Here is a 19825-nt window from a genome sequence, read left to right as displayed (position 1 = left end):
GCCTGCTTCGACGATCGATGCACCGGGCGGCGCGGCAATCACCCCTCGCAGGTGATTGCGGTCCGGCTCAGTCGGCGGCGCCTTCCCCGGGGAGCAACCGGCGCTGGTCGAGCACGTACAGCAGCACGAAGCCGGGCAGCACGACCAGCACCGCCAGTCCCACGGCGACCAGCAACGCGACCAGGGTTCCGGTGGGCGCGGCCGCGCCGGAGACCGTGACGCTCTCCGGCAGCAGGTACGGCCACTGCGCGACGCCCCAGCTGACGATGAGGCAGGCCACCGCGACGACGGCGAGCACGCGCGCGCCGCGCGCGGCGCCGCGAACCAGCAGCACCAGGGCCCCGAACCCGCCCAGCACGCTGAGCGCGACCGGGGGCAGCGCCCACGAGACCAGCCGGCCGAAGACGTGCGGTGCCGAGGCGCTCAACACGACGAAGCCGATCGCGGCGACCACCGCCGCGACCACGGCGCTCACCACGGCGCGGCGGCGGAAGTAGCCCGCCAGCTCGGTGTCACCCGCGTCCTTGACGAGGTACACCGCCGCCAGGTACGCCGCCGACACGACCGCCAGCCCACCCGTCACGAGCGAGGTCGGGTTGAGCCAGCTGCCCACCGGGTCGCCGGCCCGGCCACCGGCCGGCACGTGGCCGGAGGCGATACCGCCCGCGACCGCGCCGAAGCAGAAGGGCACGAGCACCGACGAGAGCGCGAACAAGCCGCCGAAGACCCGCCGGAAGCGAACCGTGACCATCGTCTTGCGGAACGCGAAACTCGCGCCGCGCAACACGATCCCGAAGGCCGCGAGGGCGAGCGGGACGAACATCGTCAGTGTGATCGCCTGGAACACCTCCGGAAAAGCCGACCAGGTCACGACGAAGATGAAGATCAGCCAGACGTGGTTGGCCTCCCACACCGGGCCGATGGAGCGCTCCACCAGCTCGCGCGGCGCGGCACCCCGCTCGGGTCCGCCGGCGATCAGGTCCCAGAAACCGGCGCCGAAGTCGGCACCGCCGAACACGGCGTAGGTGGCGAGGGCGAGCAGCAGCACGGCCGCGACGGCGGTGCTCACGGCTCGGGTTCCTTCGCCCTGAGGTGCTCGGATCGGGGTTCTTTCGGTTCGGGCGGTTTCGGCTGAGGTTCTTCCGGCTCGGCTTCCGTGCCCGGCCCGTACGGCGTGTCGAGGTCGGCGAACCCGCCGGCCCGTCGGAAGCGCCTGCTCATCGACCGGAGCACCACGATCGTCGTGACACCGAGGGCGAGGTACAGCACGGCCACGGCGATGAAGGTGATCCAGACGCCGGTGTTGCCCGTCGCCGCGGTCTCGACCTTCATGAGGTTGTAGACGATCCACGGCTGCCGGCCGACCTCGGTCACCACCCAGCCGGCCTCCATCGTGACGACGGCCAGCACTCCCGCGCACGCCGCGGCGCGCAGGAACCACTTGCCGACCGGCAGCCGGCGCCGGACCAACCAGACCGCGGCGTACCAGAGCGACAGCAGGAGCAGCGCCGTCCCGAGGCCGACCATCACGTCCCAGGCGAGGTGGACGATGTTGGCCTCGAGCACCGTCGGCCGCGCGTCGACCGGCACGGAGTCGAGCCCCTGCACGACCGTCGAGCGCCCGGTGCCGGGGTTCGACAGCCACGACGCCAGCCCGGGGATCGGGATGCCGCCGGTGACCGTGCCGTCGGCGTTGAGGTGCCCGAGCAGCGTTTCGGGGACGTCGGAGGAGGTCCTCGGCACGAGTTCGATCGCGGCGAACTTCACCGGCTGGTTCGCATACACCCAGCGCGCGAGGGTGTCGCCCACGCCGATCTGGATGGGCGTTGCCACCGCGGCGACGGTGAACGCGATGGTGAACCCGAGCTTGTGGTAGCGATCGGTCCGGCCGCGCAGCATCCCGGCCGCGTACACCGACGCGACCAGGAACCCGCCGACCAGGTAGGCGGCCACGACCATGTGGGCGGCCTGCAGCGGCATGGCGTCGTTGAAGATCACCCCGAGCGGGTCGACGTCGACGATCTCACCTCGGGCGTTCGCGGTGAACCCGGACGGCGCGTTCATCCACGCGTTCGCGGCCACCACGGAGATCGAGCCGAACACCCCGGCGAGCACGATGGGCACGCCGGTCCAGAAGTGCGTCCACGGCTTCAGCCGCCGCCAGCCGAAGATGTAGATGGCCACGAAAATCGCCTCGGTGAAAAAGAAGACCCCCTCGAAGGCGAACGGGATGCCGAAGGCCTCACCCCAGGTCCCCATGAACCGCGGCCAGAGCAGGCCGAACTCGAAACTCAGCACCGTGCCGGTCACCGCGCCCACCGCGAACGTCACGGCCATGTACTTCGACCAGCGCTGCGCGAGCACCAGCGCGGCCCGGTCGCGGTGGCGCACCGCGCGGTAGTTCGCGATCAGCGTCATGAACGCCCACGACACCCCGAGCGGCACCAGGATGATGTGGAAGCCGAGCGTGAACGCCATCTGTGCACGCGCCCAGGGCACGGGGTTCACGGCGGCGGCCGCGTTCGTCAGCACGGTCAGCGTCTCGCCCACTCGTCACCCCTGCCCGCTTTCCCGTGCGCCGGCCCCGGCCGTCCGGAAGGCTCGCCGTTCGCGGCGGTGCCCCGACCCTGTCGGCTCCGGCACCGGGCGGGCATCACCCCACGGGGATGACGTCGGGCTCGGTCAGTGCGCCGCGAACCCCACGGCGTCGTGCAACCGCGACCGCCGCGTGCCCGACGCCGGGCGCGCGGGCGGGCGCCCCCCGGTCGGCGGCGTGTACGTCGCACCCGCCACGATGTCCTCGGCCATCCCGTACAGCAGCGGCAGCGCGCCCGCCACGACGGCGCCGGTGCGGTTGATGTGGGAGACGCCCGGCACGATCGCCGCGGCGTGGGAGTTGATGCGCGCGACGGTCTCCGCGCAGTCCTCCAGGTTCGTGGCGATGCGGGCGAGCAGGCCGCCGACCCAGAACAGGTACACCGCGAGGCCCGCGATGAGCAGGGCGATGTCGACCACGGTCAGCACGATCAGGGTGGTGGTCACGATTTCACCTTTCCGAGCACGCGGCCGAGGAACAGGTGGTGCTGCAGGCCTTCGGCGAGCACGGCGTCCACGCGGGTGGCCGTGGCGGGGATGAGCGCGGTGTCGCGGGTGTTGGCCTCGGCGCCGTGCAGGGTGTCGCGGATGCCCGCCACGCCGTGGTCGATCTCCTTGACGGCGCGGATGAGCAGGCTCAGCAAGGCCACGACCACGAGGATCACCACGAAGCCCGCGGCGATCGCGATCCACCAGAGCGGGTCGGTCGACATGGTCAGCCTCCCAGCCGCGCGCGGCCGCGGCGCAGGCCCGCGGTGATGACTTCGGCGTGGTCGATGGTGGTGTGCAGCTCGCGCAACGCGGCGGTGTGGCGTTCGGTCGCCACGAGCTCGCCGTTGATCAGCGGTGCGGCGCGGCCGATCGAGCGCGCGAGCGCCAGGATCGGCAGCACGAGCAGCACCACGACCACCACGATCGCGCCGCCGACGGAAAACCCGATGATCCAGCCCGTGGTCATGCCCGGCCCCCTCTCACACCGACTCGCAGAAGTCGCGCACCGGCTTCAGGCTCGCGTTCAGCGAACCCAGCGCACCGGGCACGGGCGCGGTCTCGTCCGCGATCACGCGGACGCCGCCCAGCACGCTGCCGAGCGTGCTGCGCACGTGGCGCAGGTGCAGGATCACGCGCAGCAGGCCGACGGCGGCGAAGAGGACGATCAGCGCGCTGATGGCCAGGGTGGCCCAGGCGGCGGCAGGCATGGCGGAACTCCTTTCAGCCCAGCAGCTTCGCGACGCTGCCCGCGTAACGGGTCGCGCCGACGGCCACTTCGTCGATGGTGCGGTCGGTGCGGGCGAGCGCCGCCGGCACGGGTTCGAGCTGCCCGGCCAGGCGCACGCCGCCCGCGAGGATGTCGTCGGCCGCGGCGCGGATCCGCTCGAGGGCGGCCAGCACGCGGTTGAGCAGGGCGATCACCACGGGCAGCACCACGAACAGCAGCACGGCGTTGCCGATCCACCACAGGACCACGGTTGCCTCCTCAGGCCGGGGTGCTCGGATAGGGCGCGAAGAACCGGCGGAAGACGCGCGCCAGCGCCATCAGCGTCGCCCGCAGGCCGAGGGTGAACCCCTGGGCCGGGGCCGCCGCGTGGCCGGCAGCGGTGGTGTCGCCGCGTTCGGCGCGCGCGATGGCGTCCTGCAGGTTGGTGGCGAACTGCCCCATCAGCACCTTCGAGACGTCGGCGATCATGCCGCGCCCGTACTGCGCGGCGGCGCCGGAGACCTGCAGGTCCTGCTCCACGTCGACGCGGGTGCCCGAGGTCGCGCGGGCCAGCGTGGCCGTGACGACCATGGCTGCCTGACCGCGGCCGCGTGCGTCGGCGCCGCTCGCGTCGACCACGATGCGGCGGTCGTCCTCGTCGCGTGCGGTGATGGCCGCGACGCCGTCGAACCGCAGTGACACCGGGCCCATCCGGATGCTCACGAGGCCGCGGTAGCGCTCGTCGCCGAGGTCCTCGGTCAGCTCGGCACCCGGCAGGCACGCGGCCACGGCCGGCACGTCGTCGAAGAACCGCCAGACCTTGTCCACGGGCTGGGCGACCTCGAACCGGTTGCGGATCAGCATCGGCTCTCCTTCTTCGCGTACGCACCGGGGTCGCGCAGGAACGCGGCACGGCAGCCGGCGCAGCAGAAGCTGTACTCGTGTCCTTCGAACACCACCGGGTCGTCGGCCTCGACGGTCATCCCGCACACCGGATCGACGACCTCGGCCAACACCGTCGGCACGGGCGGCACGGGCGGCACGGGTGGCACCCCGCGCGCCGCCCGGATCCGCACGAGCTCGGCGAGGATCGCCACCGCGATCTCCCGGTGCGACACCCGGCCCAGGTCGAGCCCGGCCGGCACCTGCACCCGCTCCAGCGCGTCGGCCGCCACGCCCCGCTCCGCGAGGTACCCGAGCACACCCTGCCCGCGCCGGCGCGAGCCGACGAGCCCCACGTAGGCCGGCCGCGCGGCCAGCGCACGCTGCAGGGCCTCCTCGTCGTGGTGGCCCTGGGTCGCCACGACCACGAACGACCGCACGGTGACCTCGTCCAGCTCCGTGTGCTCGACGAGCCGGGCCTGCCAGCCGAGCGAACCCGCCAGCTCCACCAGCGTGTGCGCCATCGGCGAGCGCCCGACCACCACCAGGTGCGGCACGGGCAGCACCGGTTCGACGTAGACCTCCAGCGCGCCTTCGCTCTGGCACGAGATCGGCACCACCGTCATGCCTTCAGGCACCCCCGCGCCGAACTGACCGGGCGAACCGAGCAGCAGCAGCCGCGGGGTCCCTTCGACGAGTGCCTGGTGCGCTTCGCGGATCACGGCGGGCTCGGCGCACGCGCCGCCGATCCACCCGCGCACCTCGCCCTCGGCCGTGATGATCGCGCGGCAGCCCTGTTTGCCCGACGACGGCCCCTTGCGCCACACCACGGTCGCGAGCGCGAAGGCTTCCCCGCGGCGGGCCAGCTCGCCCGCCTGCACGAGAACGTCCCAACCGTCAGAAGCAGACACTGCGCGCACCTCACTCGTCCGTCCGCACCGGCGGCGCACCGGACACGTCGTGGTGCTGAGTAAGGGCTTCCCACACGCGGTCGGGCAGCAGCGGCATGTCGATGTTGCGCACGCCGGTGTCGTCGAGCGCGTCCATCACCGCGTTCACGAACGCCGCCGGGCCGCCGACCGCGGCGCACTCCCCCACGCCCTTGGCGCCGATGGGGTGGTGCGGCGACGGCGTGACGACCTCGCTGTGCAGCTCGAACCCCGGCGTCTCCCACGCGGTCGGCAGCAGGTAGTCCAGGTAGTTCGAGCCGACGCAGTTGCCCTCGGCGTCGAAGGTGATGAACTGCATGTTCGCCATGGCGTAGGCCTCCGTGAGCCCGCCCATGATCTGGCCCTCGACGATCATCGGGTTGATGCGCACGCCGCAGTCGTCCACGGCCACGGTGGTGAGCACGTCCCACACACCCGTCTCCGGATCGACCTCCACCGTCACGATGTAGACCGCGAAGGGCCAGGTCAGGTTGGGCGGGTCGTAGTAGGCGTGGTTCTCCAGCCCGGGCTCCATGCCGTCGGGCATGTTGCCGTACGCGGCCATCGCGCACTCCTGGATCGTCACGCCGTGCTCGGGCACCCCGCGCACGGAGAACCGGCCGAGCTCCCACTCCAGGTCCTCTTCGGACACTTCGAGCAGGTGCGCCGCGAGCTTGCGCGCCTTGGCCCGGATCTTGCGCGACACCAAGGAGATCGCCGCGCCCGCGACCGGGGTGCTGCGCGAGGCGTAGGTGCCCATGCCGAACGGCGCGGTGTCGGTGTCGCCCTCCTCCACCGTCACGTCGTCGGCCGGGATGCCCAGCTCGTGGCTCACGATCTGGGCCCACGTCGTCTCGTGGCCCTGCCCCTGGCTCTTCGCCCCGACCCGCAGGATCGCCTTGCCGGTCATGTGCACGCGCAGCTCGGCCGAGTCGAACATCTTGATGCCGAGGATGTCGTACTCGCGGCTGTTGCCGGCGCCGAGCGGCTCGGTCATCGTGGAGATCCCGATCCCCAGGCGCCGCCCGCGTTTGCGCGCTTCTTCCTTCTGCCGCAGGAAATCCTCGTAGCCCACGGCCCGCAGCCCGACGTCGAGGCATGCCTGCGGCTGACCGGAGTCCACCAGGAACCCGAACGGCGTGCGGTACGGGAATTCCTCGGCGCGCACGAAGTTGCGCCGCCGGAACTCCGCCGGATCGAGCCCGAGGTCCTTCGCGGCCTGGTGCACCATGCGTTCCTGGAAGAACATCGCCTCGGTGACCCGGAACGAGCAGCGGTAGGCGACGCCGCCGGGTGCCTTGTTGGTGTAGGTGCCGCGGGCGGTGAGGTGCGCGGCGGGCACGTCGTAGCAGGCGAACGTGGAGTGCAGCAGCCCGATCTTGAACTTGCTGGGCTGGGCGTCGGCGAAGAAGGCGCCGTGGTCGGCCTCGGCGTGCATGCGGACGCCGAGGATCCTGCCGTCGGCGCGCAGCGCCATCTCGCCGTCGAGGTACATGTCGCGCGCGAAGCCGGTGGAGATCAGGTTGCCGGTCTTGTCCTCGATCCACTTCACCGGCCGTTCCAGCAGGATCGAGCACAGGATGGCGCAGACGTAACCGGGGTACACCGGCACCTTGTTGCCGAACCCGCCGCCGATGTCCGGGGAGATGATGCGGATCAGGTGCTCGGGCAGCTCCGCCACCATCGCCACGGCGGCGCGGATGATGTGCGGCGCCTGCGTGGTCAGGTACACGGTGAGCTTGCCCGTCGCGCGGTCGAAGTCCGCGACGGACCCGCAGCACTCGATCGGCGACGGGTGCGAGCGCGGGTAGTGCAGGCGCAGTTTCGAGACCACATCGGCCTTTTCGAACGCCGCGTCGGTGCCGGCCCGGTCGCCGACCTCCCAGCGGTACACGACGTTGTCGGCCTGGCCCGCCTTGTCGTCGCGGATCAGCGGCGCGCCTTGGGCCACGGCCTGCTCGGGGTTCACGATCGCCGGCAGCGGCTCGTACTCGACGTCGATGGCCTCGCAGGCGTCCTTGGCGATGTAGGGGTCGTCGGCGACGACGCACGCGACCTCCTGGCCCTGGAACCGCACCTTGTCCGTGGCGAGCACCGCCTGGGTGTCGTAGGACAGGGTGGGCATCCACGCGAGGTTGCGCGTGGCGGCCATCTCGCCGGTGAGCACGAGCCGCACGCCCGGGATCTCCCACGCGCGGCTGGTGTCGATCGACTTGATCCGCGCGTGCGCGAGCGGGCTGCGCAGGATCTCCAGGTGCAGCATGCCGGGCAGCACGATGTCGTCGGTGTAGTTGCCGCGCCCCCGGATGAAGCGGTTGTCCTCCACCCGCTTGCGGCTGACGCCGAGCCCGCCGATCTTGTTCTCGTCCAACGCCTGCGACACGTCGAGCCTCCTATTCGGACCGCAGCTTGGCCGCGGCCCACAGCACCGACTTCACGATGTTCTGGTACCCCGTGCAGCGGCACAGGTTGCCCGACAGCGCCCAGCGGACGTCCTCTTCGGACGGATCCGGGTTCTCGTCCAGCAGCGCCTTGGCCGAGAGCAGCATCCCCGGCGTGCAGAAGCCGCACTGCAGGCCGTGTTCCTCGCGGAAGCCCTCCTGCAGCGGGTGCAGCTCGCTCGCCTTGGCGAGCCCCTCCACGGTGGTCACCTCGTGCCCGTCGGCCTGCACCGCGAGCATCGTGCAGGACTTCACCGCGCGCCCGTCGACGAGCACGGTGCAGGCACCGCAGTTCGTGGTGTCGCAGCCCAGGTGCGTGCCGGTGAGCCGCAGCCCCTGGCGCAGCAGGTGCGCCAGCAGCAGCCGCGGCTCGCACTCGACCACCCGGCGTTCGCCGTTGACCGTGACCGTGACGCGGCGGAGGGGGACGTCGCCGGTGGTTTCCTCGTGGATCTCGTGGACGCTCGTCATGCCGCTTCCTCCCCGGTGCGGCCCAGCGCGCGCACCACGAACGTGCGCACCAGGTGCCGCTTGAACCCCGCCGTGCCGCGGTGGTCGGTCTTCGGGCGCGCCGCCGCGGCGGCCAGCTCGGCGGCCTCCGCGACCCGCTCGCGCGTCAGCGCACTGCCCACGAGCGCTTGTTCGGCTTCGGTCGCCTCGATCGTCGAACCACCCACGCCGGTGAGCGCGATGCCGGCGCGAGTGACCGTGCCGGCCTGCGTTTCCACCGCCACCGCGACGCCGACCGTGGCGAAGTCGCCGACGCGGCGTTCGAGCTTGAGGTAGCTGCCCGCCGGAGTGCCGCGGGGTGCGGGAATCACGGCCTCGACGGCGATCTCGTCGGGCGCCAGCGCGTTCTGGAACGGGCCTCGCACGAACTCGCGCACCGGGATGCTGCGCCGCCCGGCCGGGCCCTCGGCGACGATCGAGCCGTCGAGCGCGAGCACCACCGAAGCCCAGTCGCCCTGCGGATCGGCGTGGCACAGCGAACCGACCAGCGTGCCGCGGTTGCGCACGATGGGATCGGCGATGAGCGGCGCGGCCGCGGCCATCGTGGGCTGGGCGTCCTCGATCAGCTCCGAACGCTCGAGGTCGGCGTGGCGGCACAGGGCCCCGACGTGGAGGTTGCCCTCGGCGTCGAGCAGGTGGTGGCCGAGGCCGGGCACGGTGTTGAGGTCGACGACGAGCGTCGGCGCCGCGAAGCGCAGCTTCATCAGCGGCACCAGGCTCTGCCCGCCGGCCAGCACCTTGGCCTCGTCGCCGTCGGTGCGCAGCAGGTCGAGCGCCTCGGCCAGGGAGCGGGGCGCTTCGTAGCGGAACCGGGACGGGTACACGCGGACCCCCTCAACCTTTCTCGGGAGGTTCGGCCACGGCCGTGGGCAGCGTGTCCTCGTCCGGCTCGGGGCGCGGCCGCTGGTGCGGGGGCCACGGCCCGGCGACCGGCCGGCCCGCGACCTTCAGGAAGTCCACGAGCTGCGGCCACGCCCACACGGTCGGTCCGGGTCCTTCTTTCGGTGCGTCCTCGACGAGCTCGTACAGCCGGGGGTTGCCGCGACTGTGCCCGTCGGATTCGATCCGCATCACGCGCACCTGCTTCCGCCGTCGGTCAGCTGCCGTGATGCTCCGCCCGGCCGGGGCGGGCGACAATCCGCGATTAACCCTTTGCTTAACCCCTCGCTCAACGGGTGCTCGCGCGGATTAGGCCATCGGTTAATCCGCTGTTGCCCCGCGCCCGCGCACCGGGGACGATCGACCGTCATGCAGGTGCCGGCGCAGTTCGAGTACGAGCGGGCCACGAGCGTCGAGCACGCGCTGGCGCTGTTGGCCCGCTACGGCCCCGAAAGCCGCGTGATCGCGGGCGGGCACAGCCTGATCCCCATGATGAAACTCCGCCTGGCCCGGCCCGAAGCGCTGATCGACGTCAACGAGCTGGGCGAGCTGGCGGGCATCGAGGTCGCCGACGGCGAGCTGCGCATCGGCGCGCTCGTGCGCCACGCCGAGCTGCTCGCCTCCGCCCAGGCGGGCGAGCTGTTCCCGATCCTGCCCGACGCCGAGCGAGTGATCGCCGATCCGATCGTGCGCAACCGCGGCACGATCGGCGGGTCGCTGTGCCAGGCGGACCCGTCGGAGGACCTCTCGGCCGCGTTCACGGCGGTGCGCGCGACCGCCGTCATCCGCGGTGCCGAGGCCACGCGGACCGTGCCGGTGCGCGAGTTTTTCACCGGCCCCTACGGCACGGTCGTCGGCCCGGCCGAGCTGCTGGTGCAGGTGCGGCTGCCGATCCGCAAGGGCGGCGCGAGCGCGTACGCGAAGGTCGGCCGCCGCGCGGGCGACTGGGCGGTGGCAGCCGCCGGGGCCGCGCTGGTGCTCGAGGGTGGCGTGGTGGCCGAGGCCGGCGTCGGGCTCACGGCGGTCGGCGCGCCGCGGTTCGTCGCGGCCGAAGCCGAGGACTTCCTGCGGGGCGGCGCCGCTTCGGCGGACCGCTTCGAGAAGGCCGGCCTCATCGCGGCCGAGCACTGCCGCCCCACCGCCGACCAACGCGGGCCGGTGGACTACAAACGCCACCTCGTCGCCACGCTCACCACCCGCGCGCTGCACCGGGCGGCGGAGAGGACGGCGTCGTGGACATCACGGTGACGGTCAACGGCGAACCCTGCCGCCGCACGATCGAGCCGCGGCTGCTGCTCGTGCACCTGCTGCGCGACGAACTCGGGCTCACCGGCACGCACTGGGGCTGCGACACGTCCAACTGCGGCACCTGCGTGGTGTGGCTCGACGACGTGCCGGTGAAATCGTGCACGGTGCTGGCCGCGATGGCCGACGGCAAGCGCGTGCGCACCGTCGAGGACCTCGGCCACGGTGCGGAGCTGGATCCCGTGCAGGAGGGTTTCGTGGCGTGCCACGGGATCCAGTGCGGGTTCTGCACGCCGGGCATGCTGATGACCGCGCGCTGGCTGCTCGACCACGACCCGGACCCGAGCGAGGCCGTGATCCGCGAGGCGATCTCCGGGCAGCTGTGCCGCTGCACCGGCTACGAGAACATCGTCCGCTCGATCCGCTGGGCGGCCGAGCACCCGGACGGAGCATCGGCATGACCTTCGGATCGCTGCCCCGCAAGGAAGACGCGCGGTTCGTGCGCGGCGCCGCGAAGTTCGTCGACGACCTCGTGCTGCCCGGCATGCTGCACGGCGCGATCCTGCGCAGCCCGCACGCCCACGCACGTCTGGTGTCCGTGGACACGAGCGCGGCCGAGGCCCACCCGAAGGTCCGCGCGGTGCTCACCGGGCGGGATCTCGCCGAGCGCGGCATGGCGTGGATGCCGACGCTCTCGCACGACGTGCAGGCCGTGCTGGCCACCGACAAGGTCCGCTTCCAGGGCCAGGAGATCGCGTTCGTCATCGCGGAGAACCGTTATGCCGCAAGGGATGCGCTGGAGCTGATCGACGTCGAGTACGAACCGCTGCCGGCGGTCGTCGACGCGCGGGCCGCGCTCGCCCCCGGCGCCGCGGTGATCCGCGACGACCTCGGCAAGGCCGACAACCACGTGTTCGACTGGTCCTCCGGTGACGAGGCCGCGACCGAGGCCGCGTTCGCCGCCGCGGACGTGGTGGCGCGGCAGGACATGCTGTACCCGCGGGTGCACCCGGCACCGCTGGAGACGTGCGGCGCGGTGGCCGACGTCGACGCGATCACCGGCAAGCTCACGGTGTGGGCCACCGCGCAGGCCCCGCACGCGCACCGGTTGCTGTACTCGCGGATCACGGGCCTGCCGGAGCACCGGATCCGCATCGTCGCGCCCGACATCGGCGGCGGGTTCGGCAACAAGGTCGGGATGTATCCCGGGTACCTGTGCGCGGTGGTGGGCTCGATGGTCACCGGGCGGCCGGTGAAGTGGACCGAGGACCGGTCCGAGAACCTGATGAGCACGTCGTTCGCCCGCGACTACCACATGAGCGGCGAGATCGCGGCAACCCGCGAGGGCAGGCTGCTGGGGCTGCGCGTGCGGGTGCTCGCCGACCACGGTGCGTTCAACGGCACCGCGCAGCCCGCGAAGTTCCCGGCCGGGTTCTTCCACGTGTTCACCGGGTCCTACGACCTGCCGGCCGCGTTCTGCTCGGTCACCGGCGTGTACACGAACAAGGCGCCGGGCGGGGTCGCGTACGCGTGTTCGTTCCGGATCACCGAAGCGGTGTACGTGGTCGAGCGGATGATGGACGTGCTGGCGCGCGAACTGGGTCTGGATCCGGCGGAGCTGCGGATGCGCAACCTGCTTCGGCCCGAGCAGTTCCCGTACACGTGCGCCACCGGCTGGCAGTACGACTCGGGCGACTACCCGCGGGCGCTGACACTGCTGAAGGAGCTGGCGGGCTACGACGAGCTACGCCGCGAGCAGGCGTCGAAACGGGCCCGCGGCGAGCTCATGGGGCTGGGGCTGAGCTTTTTCACCGAGGCCGTGGGCGCCGGCCCGCGCGAGCACATGGACATCCTCGGCTTCGGCATGGCCGACGGCGCCGAGCTGCGCGTGCACCCCACCGGCTCGGCCGTGCTGCGGCTTTCGTGCATGTCGCAGGGCCAGGGCCACGAGACGACGTTCGCGCAGCTCGTGTCGGCCGAGCTCGGCATCCCGCCCGACGAGGTCGAGGTGGTGCAGGGCGACACCGACCACACGCCGTTCGGCCTCGGCACCTACGGCTCCCGCTCGACGCCCGTGTCCGGAGCCGCCGCCGTGACCGTGGCCCGCAAGGTGCGCGACCGCGCGCGGCAGGTGGCGTCGGCGATGCTCGAGGTGAGCCCGGACGACCTGGAGTGGGAACGCGGGCGCTGGTTCGTGCGCGGCGTGCCCGGGCGCGGGCACACGATCCGCGAGATCGCGCTGGCCGCCCACTCCGACCTCGCGCTGCCCGACGGTGTGGAGGGACAGCTCGACGCCAGCACCGTGTACAGCCCACCGAACCTGACCTACCCCTTCGGCGCGTACCTGTGCGTGGTCGACGTCGACGCGGACACCGGCCAGGTGCGCGTGCGCCGCTTCGTCGCCGTGGACGACTGCGGCGTGCGGATCAACCCGATGATCGTGGCGGGCCAGGTGCACCGCGGCCTCGCCGACGGCATCGGCATGGCCCTGATGGAACTCATGGCCTTCGACGCCGAGGGCAACCACCTCGGCGGCTCGTTCATGGACTACCTGCTGCCCACGGCGCTGGAGTGCCCTTCGTGGGAACTCGGCGAGACCGTCACGCCCTCCCCGCACCACCCGATCGGCGCGAAGGGCATCGGCGAGTCGGCCACCGTCGGCTCCCCCGCCGCCGTGGTCAACGCGGTGGTCGACGCGCTGGCGCCCTTCGGCGTCGTCCACGCCGACATGCCGCTCACGCCGGCCGCGGTCTGGCGCGCGATGCGTGGCGCGCCTCTGCGTCCTGACCTGGCGATCCCCTGACCCACCTGCCAGGACCTCGTGATGTCCGCGAAGGCGGATTCACTCAACGGCTGAATTCGCCGTGGTCCGCGGAAACGCGATCACCGCACCGAGACTGATCAACGCCACCGCCACCATGTACAACGACACCGAAAACGACGTCCCCGTCGACGTCTGCAACGCCGTTGCGATCAGGGGCGCGAAGCCGCCGCCCAGGACGGCGCCCACGGCGTAGGCGAAGGAAGCGCCGCTGTAGCGGAAGCGGGCCTCGAACAGCTCCGCGAACAACGCCGATTGCGGCCCGTACGTGGCACCTAGACCGAGGTTCAGCACGACCACCGCGACGCCGAGCAGCCACGGCTGGCGCGTGTCCACGAGCAGGAAAAACGGGATCGACCACACCACGAGCAGCACGGACCCCACGAGGTACACCCGTTTGCGCCCGACGCGGTCGGACCAGATCGCGCCCGCGATGATGCTCGCGAGCCACACCACGCTGCCCACGATGATCTCCACGAGCATCGTGGTGCTGCTCAGCTTGAGCACGGAAGTGCCGTAGGACAGCAGGTACGCGAAGAACACGTACCCGAGCGCCGTGTTGGCGATGAAGCTCAGCGCCGCCACCACCACGGAGCGCGGCCGCTGCCGCAGCACATCGACAATCGGCACGCGGCTGCGTTCGCCGGTCGCGCGCAGGTGGGCGAACACCGGGCTCTCCTCCACGCGCAGCCGGATCACCAGGCCGACGACCACGAGCACCAGGCTCACGAGGAACGGCACGCGCCAGCCCCACGAGCGGAAGTCCTCCGGGGACAGCGAGCTGGTCACCGTGAAGAACACCAGCTGCGCGATGATCAGCCCCGCGGGTACGCCGATCTGCGAGAACGAGCCGTAGCGCCCGCGCCGGCCGGGCGGGGCGTGTTCGACGGCCATCAGCGCCGCGCCGCCCCATTCGCCGCCGGCGGAGATGCCCTGCAGCACCCGCAGCACGACCAGCAGCACGGGTGCCAGCACGCCGGCCTGCGAGAACGTGGGCAGCACGCCGACCGCGGCGGTCGCGAGGCCCATCAGGACCAGCGACGCGACGAGCATCGCCTTGCGGCCGACGCGGTCGCCGAAGTGGCCCCATACGATCCCACCCAGCGGCCGCGCGACGAAGCCCACGCCGAGCGTCGCGAACGCCGCCAGCGTGCCCGAAGCCGGGGACAGCGAAGGAAAAAAGAGCTTGTTGAACACCAGCGCGGTGGCGGTGCTGTAGATGAAGTAGTCGTACCACTCGATGGTCGTGCCGATCGCGCTCGCCACCGCGACCCGCCGGACGTGTTCGCCGCGCACGACGACGCCGGCCTCTCCCCTGTCGATCACGGCGGCGAGCATAGTGCGCGCAGGTCAGGAGCGGAATGGCCAGAAGTCCTCGGAGTGATCAAGCTCCCTGTGAGTTCCTGCCCATCCGCACGAGCGACCCGATCGACGCGTCCGGCAGGTACGCCCGCGCCAGCCCCACGCCGATCCGCGGCAGGTCGGCTTCCTCGCGGTAGGCCAGGTACATCGGCACGTACCGCGGCTTGAACTTCGTCTTGAACGCGTGCAGCGAGCGGAACCCGTAGTACGGCTCCATCGCTCCGCCGAACGAGTCGAGGAGCTTTTCGAGCGGCGCGGCGGGCGGGGCCTCCGGCGCGCGGGCCAGCGGGGCGCCCGAGAGCGACACGAACCGCGCGCCCTCGGCGCGGAACGCCTGGCAGCTCGACGCGATCAGGAACTCCACCGCACCCCGGAACCCGTTGCCGCGGCGGCGCATCACGTCGAGCGTCCAGCCTTCGACCTCGCCGTCGCCGCGGTACACCGGCAGCCACGACGTGACGCCCTGCACCACCCCGTCGGCGTCGACCGCCAGGCCCACGCGGGTGCGCGGGTCGAGGGCCTCGTCCACGCCGCCGAGGGTGAAGCCCATCTCGGGCATGCCCTTGTCGCCCACCCACTCCTCGGAGATCGCGCGCACCTGCGCCACGAGCGACCACTGCTCGTCGGCGAGCGTGACCAGGCGGAACTCCACGCCCTCCTTGCCCGCGCGGTTCAGCGCCGAGCGCACGTTCTGCCACGCCTTGCCCTTGAACTCCAGCCCGGCGAGGTCCACGAGCGTGTCCTCGGCGACCTGGACGCACGACCAGCCCAGCGACGCCGTGACCGCGGTCGTGTCGTCCGTGACCGAGAACAGGCACGGCACCAGGCCCGAGTTCTCGCACAGCTCCGCGAACGCGGTGATCGTGGCCGCGCGCCCGGCCGCGGGCCCGATCGGGTCGCCGAGGGCGATGGCGACGCCGGCGTGGCGGCGGTAGGCGAGGTAGGACTCACCGTCAGGGCCGAAGAAGTGGAAGTTCTCGGGCCAGACCGTCATCCACGACAGCGTGCCGCCGCCGTGGCGTTGCAGCAGTTCCGTGGCGCCCTCGACGTCGCGCGAGCCCAGGGCGCGGCGCCGTTTGCGACGTGAGGGCACGCGAAAGGCGCCGCGGGCCGCGATGAGCAGCGTCAGCATCGCGCCCCAGAGCACGGCGTCGGCGACGAGGAACGACGCGTTTTCGATCGTGTAGGCCAGCCCGAAGATCTCGGCGACGAGCACGAGCACCGCGATCACGACCCCGAGCGCGACGATCAGCGACGCGAGCCCCACGGCCCACCGCCACGCGGCCCGTTTGCCGCGCCGCAGCCCGTTGATCATCAAGGCGATCACCACGAGCACGATGGCCAGCTCCGGCGCCGAGTCCGCCTGGCCCGCCGTGGACCCGAGCGGGCTCGTGCCCGGTGCGATGCGCACCACGATCTGCACGGCCCCGGCCACGACCAGGCCGGTGACCGCGAGCAGCCGCCACTCCCGCCGCGTCGGGCGGCCGGTGGACCGGATGCGTTTCGGGCCGGCGAGGCGGCGCGCGAACGGCAGCGTGAGCCCGACGGCGAGCAGGTGCTCCAGGTCGGCGAGCGTGCCGATGTAGAGGATCGACACCCCGACGTACACGCACAGCAGCGCCCGCAACCGCAGCCGCCACGGCGAGCGGATGGTCGCACTCACCACCGCGACCACAGCCAGCGCGCCCGCCGAAAAACCGACGTCGGTGCGTCCGGCGAGCTGCACCGCCCAGTCCCAGCCGGTGCCGCGCAACGCCAGCAGGATCAACGCCGCACCGAGCGTGGCGGCCAGCTGTGCGCCGACGGCGATCGCGGCGGTCCGGCGGGTGCCCAGCCGTGCCTCGGCCGGGCCGACGAGCAGCGCGAAGCCGCCGGCCACGGGGAGGTAGAAGAGCGGGTTGAGCGCGAAGAACGGTCCGGTGAGGAACGTCCACCAGCGCCCGGCAGTGAGCGAGGGCAGCCCGTAGGACACCTGCGGGAACCACTCGCGCGTTTCGACGGCGCTCCAGAGGGTGCCCGTCGCGAGGCCGAGGGCGACCATCGCCACGACCACCGCGGTGGTGAACGGCGCGCGCCGCCACAGCAGCAGCGCGATCGACCGCGTGCGGGTGAGGAGCTCGGGGGTTTTCGCGTGCTCGACGGTCTGGTCGATGCTGTGCTCCGCCATGGTCGCCGGTCCGCCGCGTCAGTACCGCGGCGGCGCGGGCGCCGTGGGCTGCGGGACCCGGGGGCGCGGCCGGCCCAGCGCGAGCGCGACGATCGCGGCCACGACCAGCACGAGACCGCCGATGAAGAACCCGAGCGCGTAGCCGAAGAGCCCCGGCAGGTTCAGGTCCACGGCGAGCCGGGAGTCCACGCCGGGCGTGCCGTCGGCGTTCATCACGACCGCGCGGAAGTCACCGTCGGCGATCGGCCAGGTCACGTCCGTGGCCCCGGAAGCGACCCAGAACGGCTGCGTGGCCGGCGGCACCGCGAGCGGCGTCCCGTCGCGGCGCACGGAGTCGAGCGCGAACGGGTCGAGGTCGATGTTGCGCGCCTGCTCGATCGCCACGCCCGTCAGGTACCGGTCGACCTCCGCCGCGGGCCCGATCCCGATGAACAGCCCGGAGGTGTTGCCGCCCGAACCGTGCACGGTCACCGACGGTGACCCGAGCGCCCTCGTGAGCCGGTTGGTGTCGGTGATCTGCGCGGTGTCCGTCACGATCGCCGCGGTCGGCGTCGACACGGTGTGCTCCCCCGACTTCAGCGACCCGCCCGATCCGAACAGCAGCAGCAGCAACCCGCCACCCACGGCGAGACACACGCCGATCACGAGGGCGACCACGGAAATCACGATGACGGCGATCCGCGCCGGACTGCGCCGCGGCGGATAGGTAGCGGTCATCGGCGCCTCCCCGGCTCGAAGACAGGCCCCACCGAGTGGCTCCGGTGGGAAGTGCGTGAACGGGATGGTAACCCCGTTATCGGGCAGGATTACCCGGTTCGGCGCCGGCCAGTGGGTGGCCACGCGGTTCACGGCCGCGATCCCCGGCGAGGTCGCGGCTGTGGCGGCGGTCCCTCGACACGCCCGTCCGGCTCGTTCGGCGGGACTCCGCTGCGCGCCGGCCGCCGACGGAATGCTGCTGCCGCCGAACAGTTCCGCGACCACCGGCCACAGTGGACCGAACCTCCGGACTCGGGCCACGCGAGAGCACTGTGGACACTCCGCGACTGATCGTCCGCCACCACCGGCCGCCCGATGATCAGCCGATGAGCGCGGCGACGCTGAAAAACCCGCCCGCCGCCGAGATCACCCGGTGGTGGCCGAGTGCTTCGAACGAGCGGACTGTCAGCGGATCGGGGTGCGGCCTTGGCGTGAGGTGGTCCAGGGGACCCGTTCGGCTGCCGCCGGATGGGTGAACGCCGGCACGGATTCGTCGAGGCAGCTCTTGCGCTCGTCGCCGACCGCAACGGCGGGCCGGAGCCGACTCGACGAGGCGGAGAGACTCGAGCTCGTCGATCACCCCGGGTGCGGTGAGCTCGAGGTCGTCGAGCTGTGCGAGGAATCCCCGGATCTTCTCGGGGGAATCGACGATGACGATCAGCAGCGGCAGATCCGAACCGAACGGCAGCCGACGCTGCGGGTGAAGCCATCAGCCGGCACAGCCGGCGGTTCAGGCCGTGGGCCCCGGCGGGATCCATCGCCACTTTCCGGTACAGCCTGCTGCGGCGCCGGGTGAAGCGTCCGCCCGGGGCCACCGACCGCACGTCATCGCCGGGTCACACTGACCTCGCCGGCGACGGGGCTCGCCGAAGGGGCTGGGCGACGCCGAACCCGGATTCGGGAGGCCGATGCCGGCGCAACACGCGACCAGTGAGAATCGTGATCACCGCATCGGCACCACGGTGCATTCACTGCGCCAAGGGAACCGTCACCTCACCCGGTTTCCGGTCCGGCCTCAGCCCCCGCCACGCCGTGTGCCTCAGCCGCCCGTCGCCCGGGGTGAGGCGGCGGTAGACGACCTCCCCCACGAGCGCGGGATCCAGCCAGTGCGCACCGCGGGCACGGTCGCGGGGCACGGCGTTCGCGAAGGGGCTCGAGGAGCGTTCCCACGGCGCCAGCGTCGAGCGCAGCTCCACCAGCATCCGGTCGGTGAACCCGGTCCCCACGTCGCCCAGGTAAAGCAGGTCACCCGAAACGGGGTCGTGCGCGCCGAGCAGCAAGGCGCCCAGCGTGCCGGAGCGGCGGCCTTGCCCCGGACGCCAGCCGCCGAGCACGACCTCCGTGGTGCGGATCAGGGGGTGCTTGAGCCAGTCCGGGCTGCGCCGGCCCGGGTGGTACTTCGAGGCGCGCGCCTTGACCACCAGGCCTTCCAGCATCATCTTGCGCGCGACGTCCAGCAGGTCCTGCGGGCTCATCCCCTGCGCGGACAGGTCGCTGTGGCTGTAGGACGGGGTGATGGCCACGACGCGGCGGTCCGGCGGCTCCAGTTCCTCCAGCACCGCACGCCGTTCGTCGTAGGTGGCGTCGAGCAGGGAGTCGCCGCCGAGCCGGAGGACGTCGAAGGCGAAGTACGACACGGTGGCGTCGTGGTTCTGGAGCAGGCCGAAGTCCGGGTGGCCCTGCTCGTCCAGTGCCACGATCTCGCCGTCGAGGACCGCGGGCCGGCCGCCCAGCGCATCGGCGAACACGCCGGACAGCTCGGGGAACCGGCCGGTGAAGTCGTTGTTGTTGCGGCTCGTCAGCACGGTCGTGCCGTCGGCGGCCACGCGCATGATCGAGCGGTAGCCGTCCCATTTGAACTCGTACGCGTAGTCCGGCCCGTCGCGCAGCACGCCACCGTCGGGGGTCGCGAGCATCGGCTCGATCGGGCCCGGCACCCGTGATCGATCCGCTGCACCGGCCATGCGCGCCTCCCTCGTCGACGTCTTCCCCGCCGCTCCACCGTAAGGCGTTCGCGGCGATCGCGCTCAGGGAAGGTCC

Annotated in this window: 20 protein-coding genes and 1 pseudogene; 3 read left to right on the top strand and 18 right to left on the bottom strand. The window is 72.0% G+C overall.

Going from position 1 to position 19825, the window contains the following annotated elements; genetic code table 11:
* Positions 1–67: 67 nt before the first annotated feature.
* The 13 genes from ACWEOE_RS15700 to ACWEOE_RS15640 form a co-directional block, all read right to left on the bottom strand.
* Complete coding sequence (locus tag ACWEOE_RS15700) at positions 68–1069, bottom strand: cytochrome d ubiquinol oxidase subunit II (protein ID WP_452009030.1); 1002 nt, start codon at positions 1067–1069, stop codon at positions 68–70.
* Entirely contained in the window at positions 1066–2550 is a 1485-nt protein-coding gene (locus ACWEOE_RS15695; protein WP_452009027.1) for a cytochrome ubiquinol oxidase subunit I, read from the bottom strand. The genes ACWEOE_RS15700 and ACWEOE_RS15695 overlap by 4 nt, the downstream gene beginning before the upstream one ends.
* Before the next feature lie 132 nt (positions 2551–2682).
* On the bottom strand, positions 2683–3042 hold the full coding sequence (locus ACWEOE_RS15690; protein ID WP_452009024.1) for a hypothetical protein: 360 nt from the start codon (positions 3040–3042) through the stop codon (positions 2683–2685).
* Positions 3039–3308: a hypothetical protein gene (locus tag ACWEOE_RS15685; RefSeq protein ID WP_452009021.1), complete on the bottom strand. Its 270-nt coding sequence runs from the start codon at positions 3306–3308 to the stop codon at positions 3039–3041. Before ACWEOE_RS15685 ends, ACWEOE_RS15690 begins: the two co-directional genes overlap by 4 nt.
* A 2-nt stretch (positions 3309–3310) precedes the next feature.
* The gene (locus ACWEOE_RS15680; RefSeq protein ID WP_452009019.1) at positions 3311–3553 is read right to left on the bottom strand and encodes a hypothetical protein; all 243 of its coding nucleotides are present in this window, start codon (positions 3551–3553) and stop codon (positions 3311–3313) included.
* A gap of 13 nt (positions 3554–3566) precedes the next feature.
* Positions 3567–3794, bottom strand: coding sequence for a hypothetical protein (locus tag ACWEOE_RS15675; protein ID WP_452009016.1), 228 nt, complete (start codon positions 3792–3794; stop codon positions 3567–3569).
* A gap of 13 nt (positions 3795–3807) precedes the next feature.
* Positions 3808–4062, bottom strand: coding sequence for a hypothetical protein (locus ACWEOE_RS15670; RefSeq protein WP_452009013.1), 255 nt, complete (start codon positions 4060–4062; stop codon positions 3808–3810).
* Positions 4063–4072: 10 nt separating this feature from the next.
* On the bottom strand, positions 4073–4657 hold the full coding sequence (locus ACWEOE_RS15665) for an SRPBCC family protein (protein ID WP_452009010.1): 585 nt from the start codon (positions 4655–4657) through the stop codon (positions 4073–4075).
* Positions 4651–5586 (bottom strand): XdhC family protein, encoded by a 936-nt coding sequence (locus ACWEOE_RS15660; protein WP_452009008.1) that lies wholly within the window; start codon positions 5584–5586, stop codon positions 4651–4653. The genes ACWEOE_RS15665 and ACWEOE_RS15660 overlap by 7 nt, the downstream gene beginning before the upstream one ends.
* A gap of 10 nt (positions 5587–5596) precedes the next feature.
* Complete coding sequence (locus tag ACWEOE_RS15655) at positions 5597–7987, bottom strand: aerobic carbon-monoxide dehydrogenase large subunit (RefSeq protein ID WP_452009006.1); 2391 nt, start codon at positions 7985–7987, stop codon at positions 5597–5599.
* 10 nt (positions 7988–7997) lie between these two features.
* The gene (locus tag ACWEOE_RS15650) at positions 7998–8516 is read right to left on the bottom strand and encodes a (2Fe-2S)-binding protein (protein WP_452009004.1); all 519 of its coding nucleotides are present in this window, start codon (positions 8514–8516) and stop codon (positions 7998–8000) included.
* On the bottom strand, positions 8513–9379 hold the full coding sequence (locus tag ACWEOE_RS15645; RefSeq protein WP_452009003.1) for an FAD binding domain-containing protein: 867 nt from the start codon (positions 9377–9379) through the stop codon (positions 8513–8515). Before ACWEOE_RS15645 ends, ACWEOE_RS15650 begins: the two co-directional genes overlap by 4 nt.
* 10 nt (positions 9380–9389) lie before the next feature.
* Positions 9390–9626 carry a hypothetical protein gene (locus ACWEOE_RS15640; protein ID WP_452009001.1) on the bottom strand — a complete coding sequence of 79 codons (237 nt, stop codon included), beginning with the start codon at positions 9624–9626 and terminating at the stop codon, positions 9390–9392.
* A gap of 177 nt (positions 9627–9803) precedes the next feature.
* On the opposite strand from ACWEOE_RS15640, the gene ACWEOE_RS15635 reads away from it, so the two are divergent.
* Genes ACWEOE_RS15635 through ACWEOE_RS15625 form a run of 3 tightly spaced genes read left to right on the top strand, consistent with a single transcriptional unit; the run spans position 9804 to position 13482 of the window.
* Entirely contained in the window at positions 9804–10682 is an 879-nt protein-coding gene (locus ACWEOE_RS15635; protein ID WP_452008998.1) for an FAD binding domain-containing protein, read from the top strand.
* On the top strand, positions 10667–11140 hold the full coding sequence (locus ACWEOE_RS15630) for a (2Fe-2S)-binding protein (protein ID WP_452008995.1): 474 nt from the start codon (positions 10667–10669) through the stop codon (positions 11138–11140). Before ACWEOE_RS15635 ends, ACWEOE_RS15630 begins: the two co-directional genes overlap by 16 nt.
* Positions 11137–13482, top strand: a complete 2346-nt coding sequence (locus ACWEOE_RS15625) for an aerobic carbon-monoxide dehydrogenase large subunit (RefSeq protein WP_452008993.1) — start codon at positions 11137–11139, stop codon at positions 13480–13482. Before ACWEOE_RS15630 ends, ACWEOE_RS15625 begins: the two co-directional genes overlap by 4 nt.
* A gap of 39 nt (positions 13483–13521) precedes the next feature.
* On the opposite strand, the gene ACWEOE_RS15620 is transcribed toward ACWEOE_RS15625, so the two are convergent.
* The 5 genes and pseudogenes from ACWEOE_RS15620 to ligD form a co-directional block, all read right to left on the bottom strand.
* Positions 13522–14826 carry an MFS transporter gene (locus ACWEOE_RS15620; protein WP_452008991.1) on the bottom strand — a complete coding sequence of 435 codons (1305 nt, stop codon included), beginning with the start codon at positions 14824–14826 and terminating at the stop codon, positions 13522–13524.
* A 58-nt stretch (positions 14827–14884) separates the two neighbouring features.
* Positions 14885–17029, bottom strand: coding sequence for a bifunctional lysylphosphatidylglycerol flippase/synthetase MprF (locus ACWEOE_RS15615; RefSeq protein WP_452008988.1), 2145 nt, complete (start codon positions 17027–17029; stop codon positions 14885–14887).
* Positions 17030–17047: 18 nt separating this feature from the next.
* Positions 17048–17746, bottom strand: a complete 699-nt coding sequence (locus tag ACWEOE_RS15610) for a hypothetical protein (RefSeq protein WP_452008986.1) — start codon at positions 17744–17746, stop codon at positions 17048–17050.
* 358 nt (positions 17747–18104) lie between these two features.
* A pseudogene (locus ACWEOE_RS15605) lies at positions 18105–18479 on the bottom strand (hypothetical protein); the annotation flags it as partial.
* A gap of 274 nt (positions 18480–18753) precedes the next feature.
* Complete coding sequence (gene ligD, locus ACWEOE_RS15600) at positions 18754–19749, bottom strand: non-homologous end-joining DNA ligase (protein ID WP_452008984.1); 996 nt, start codon at positions 19747–19749, stop codon at positions 18754–18756.
* Positions 19750–19825: the final 76 nt, after the last annotated feature.

Source organism: Amycolatopsis sp. NPDC004368 (assembly GCF_053602515.1).
This window is presented reverse-complemented; position numbering and strand designations above follow the sequence as displayed.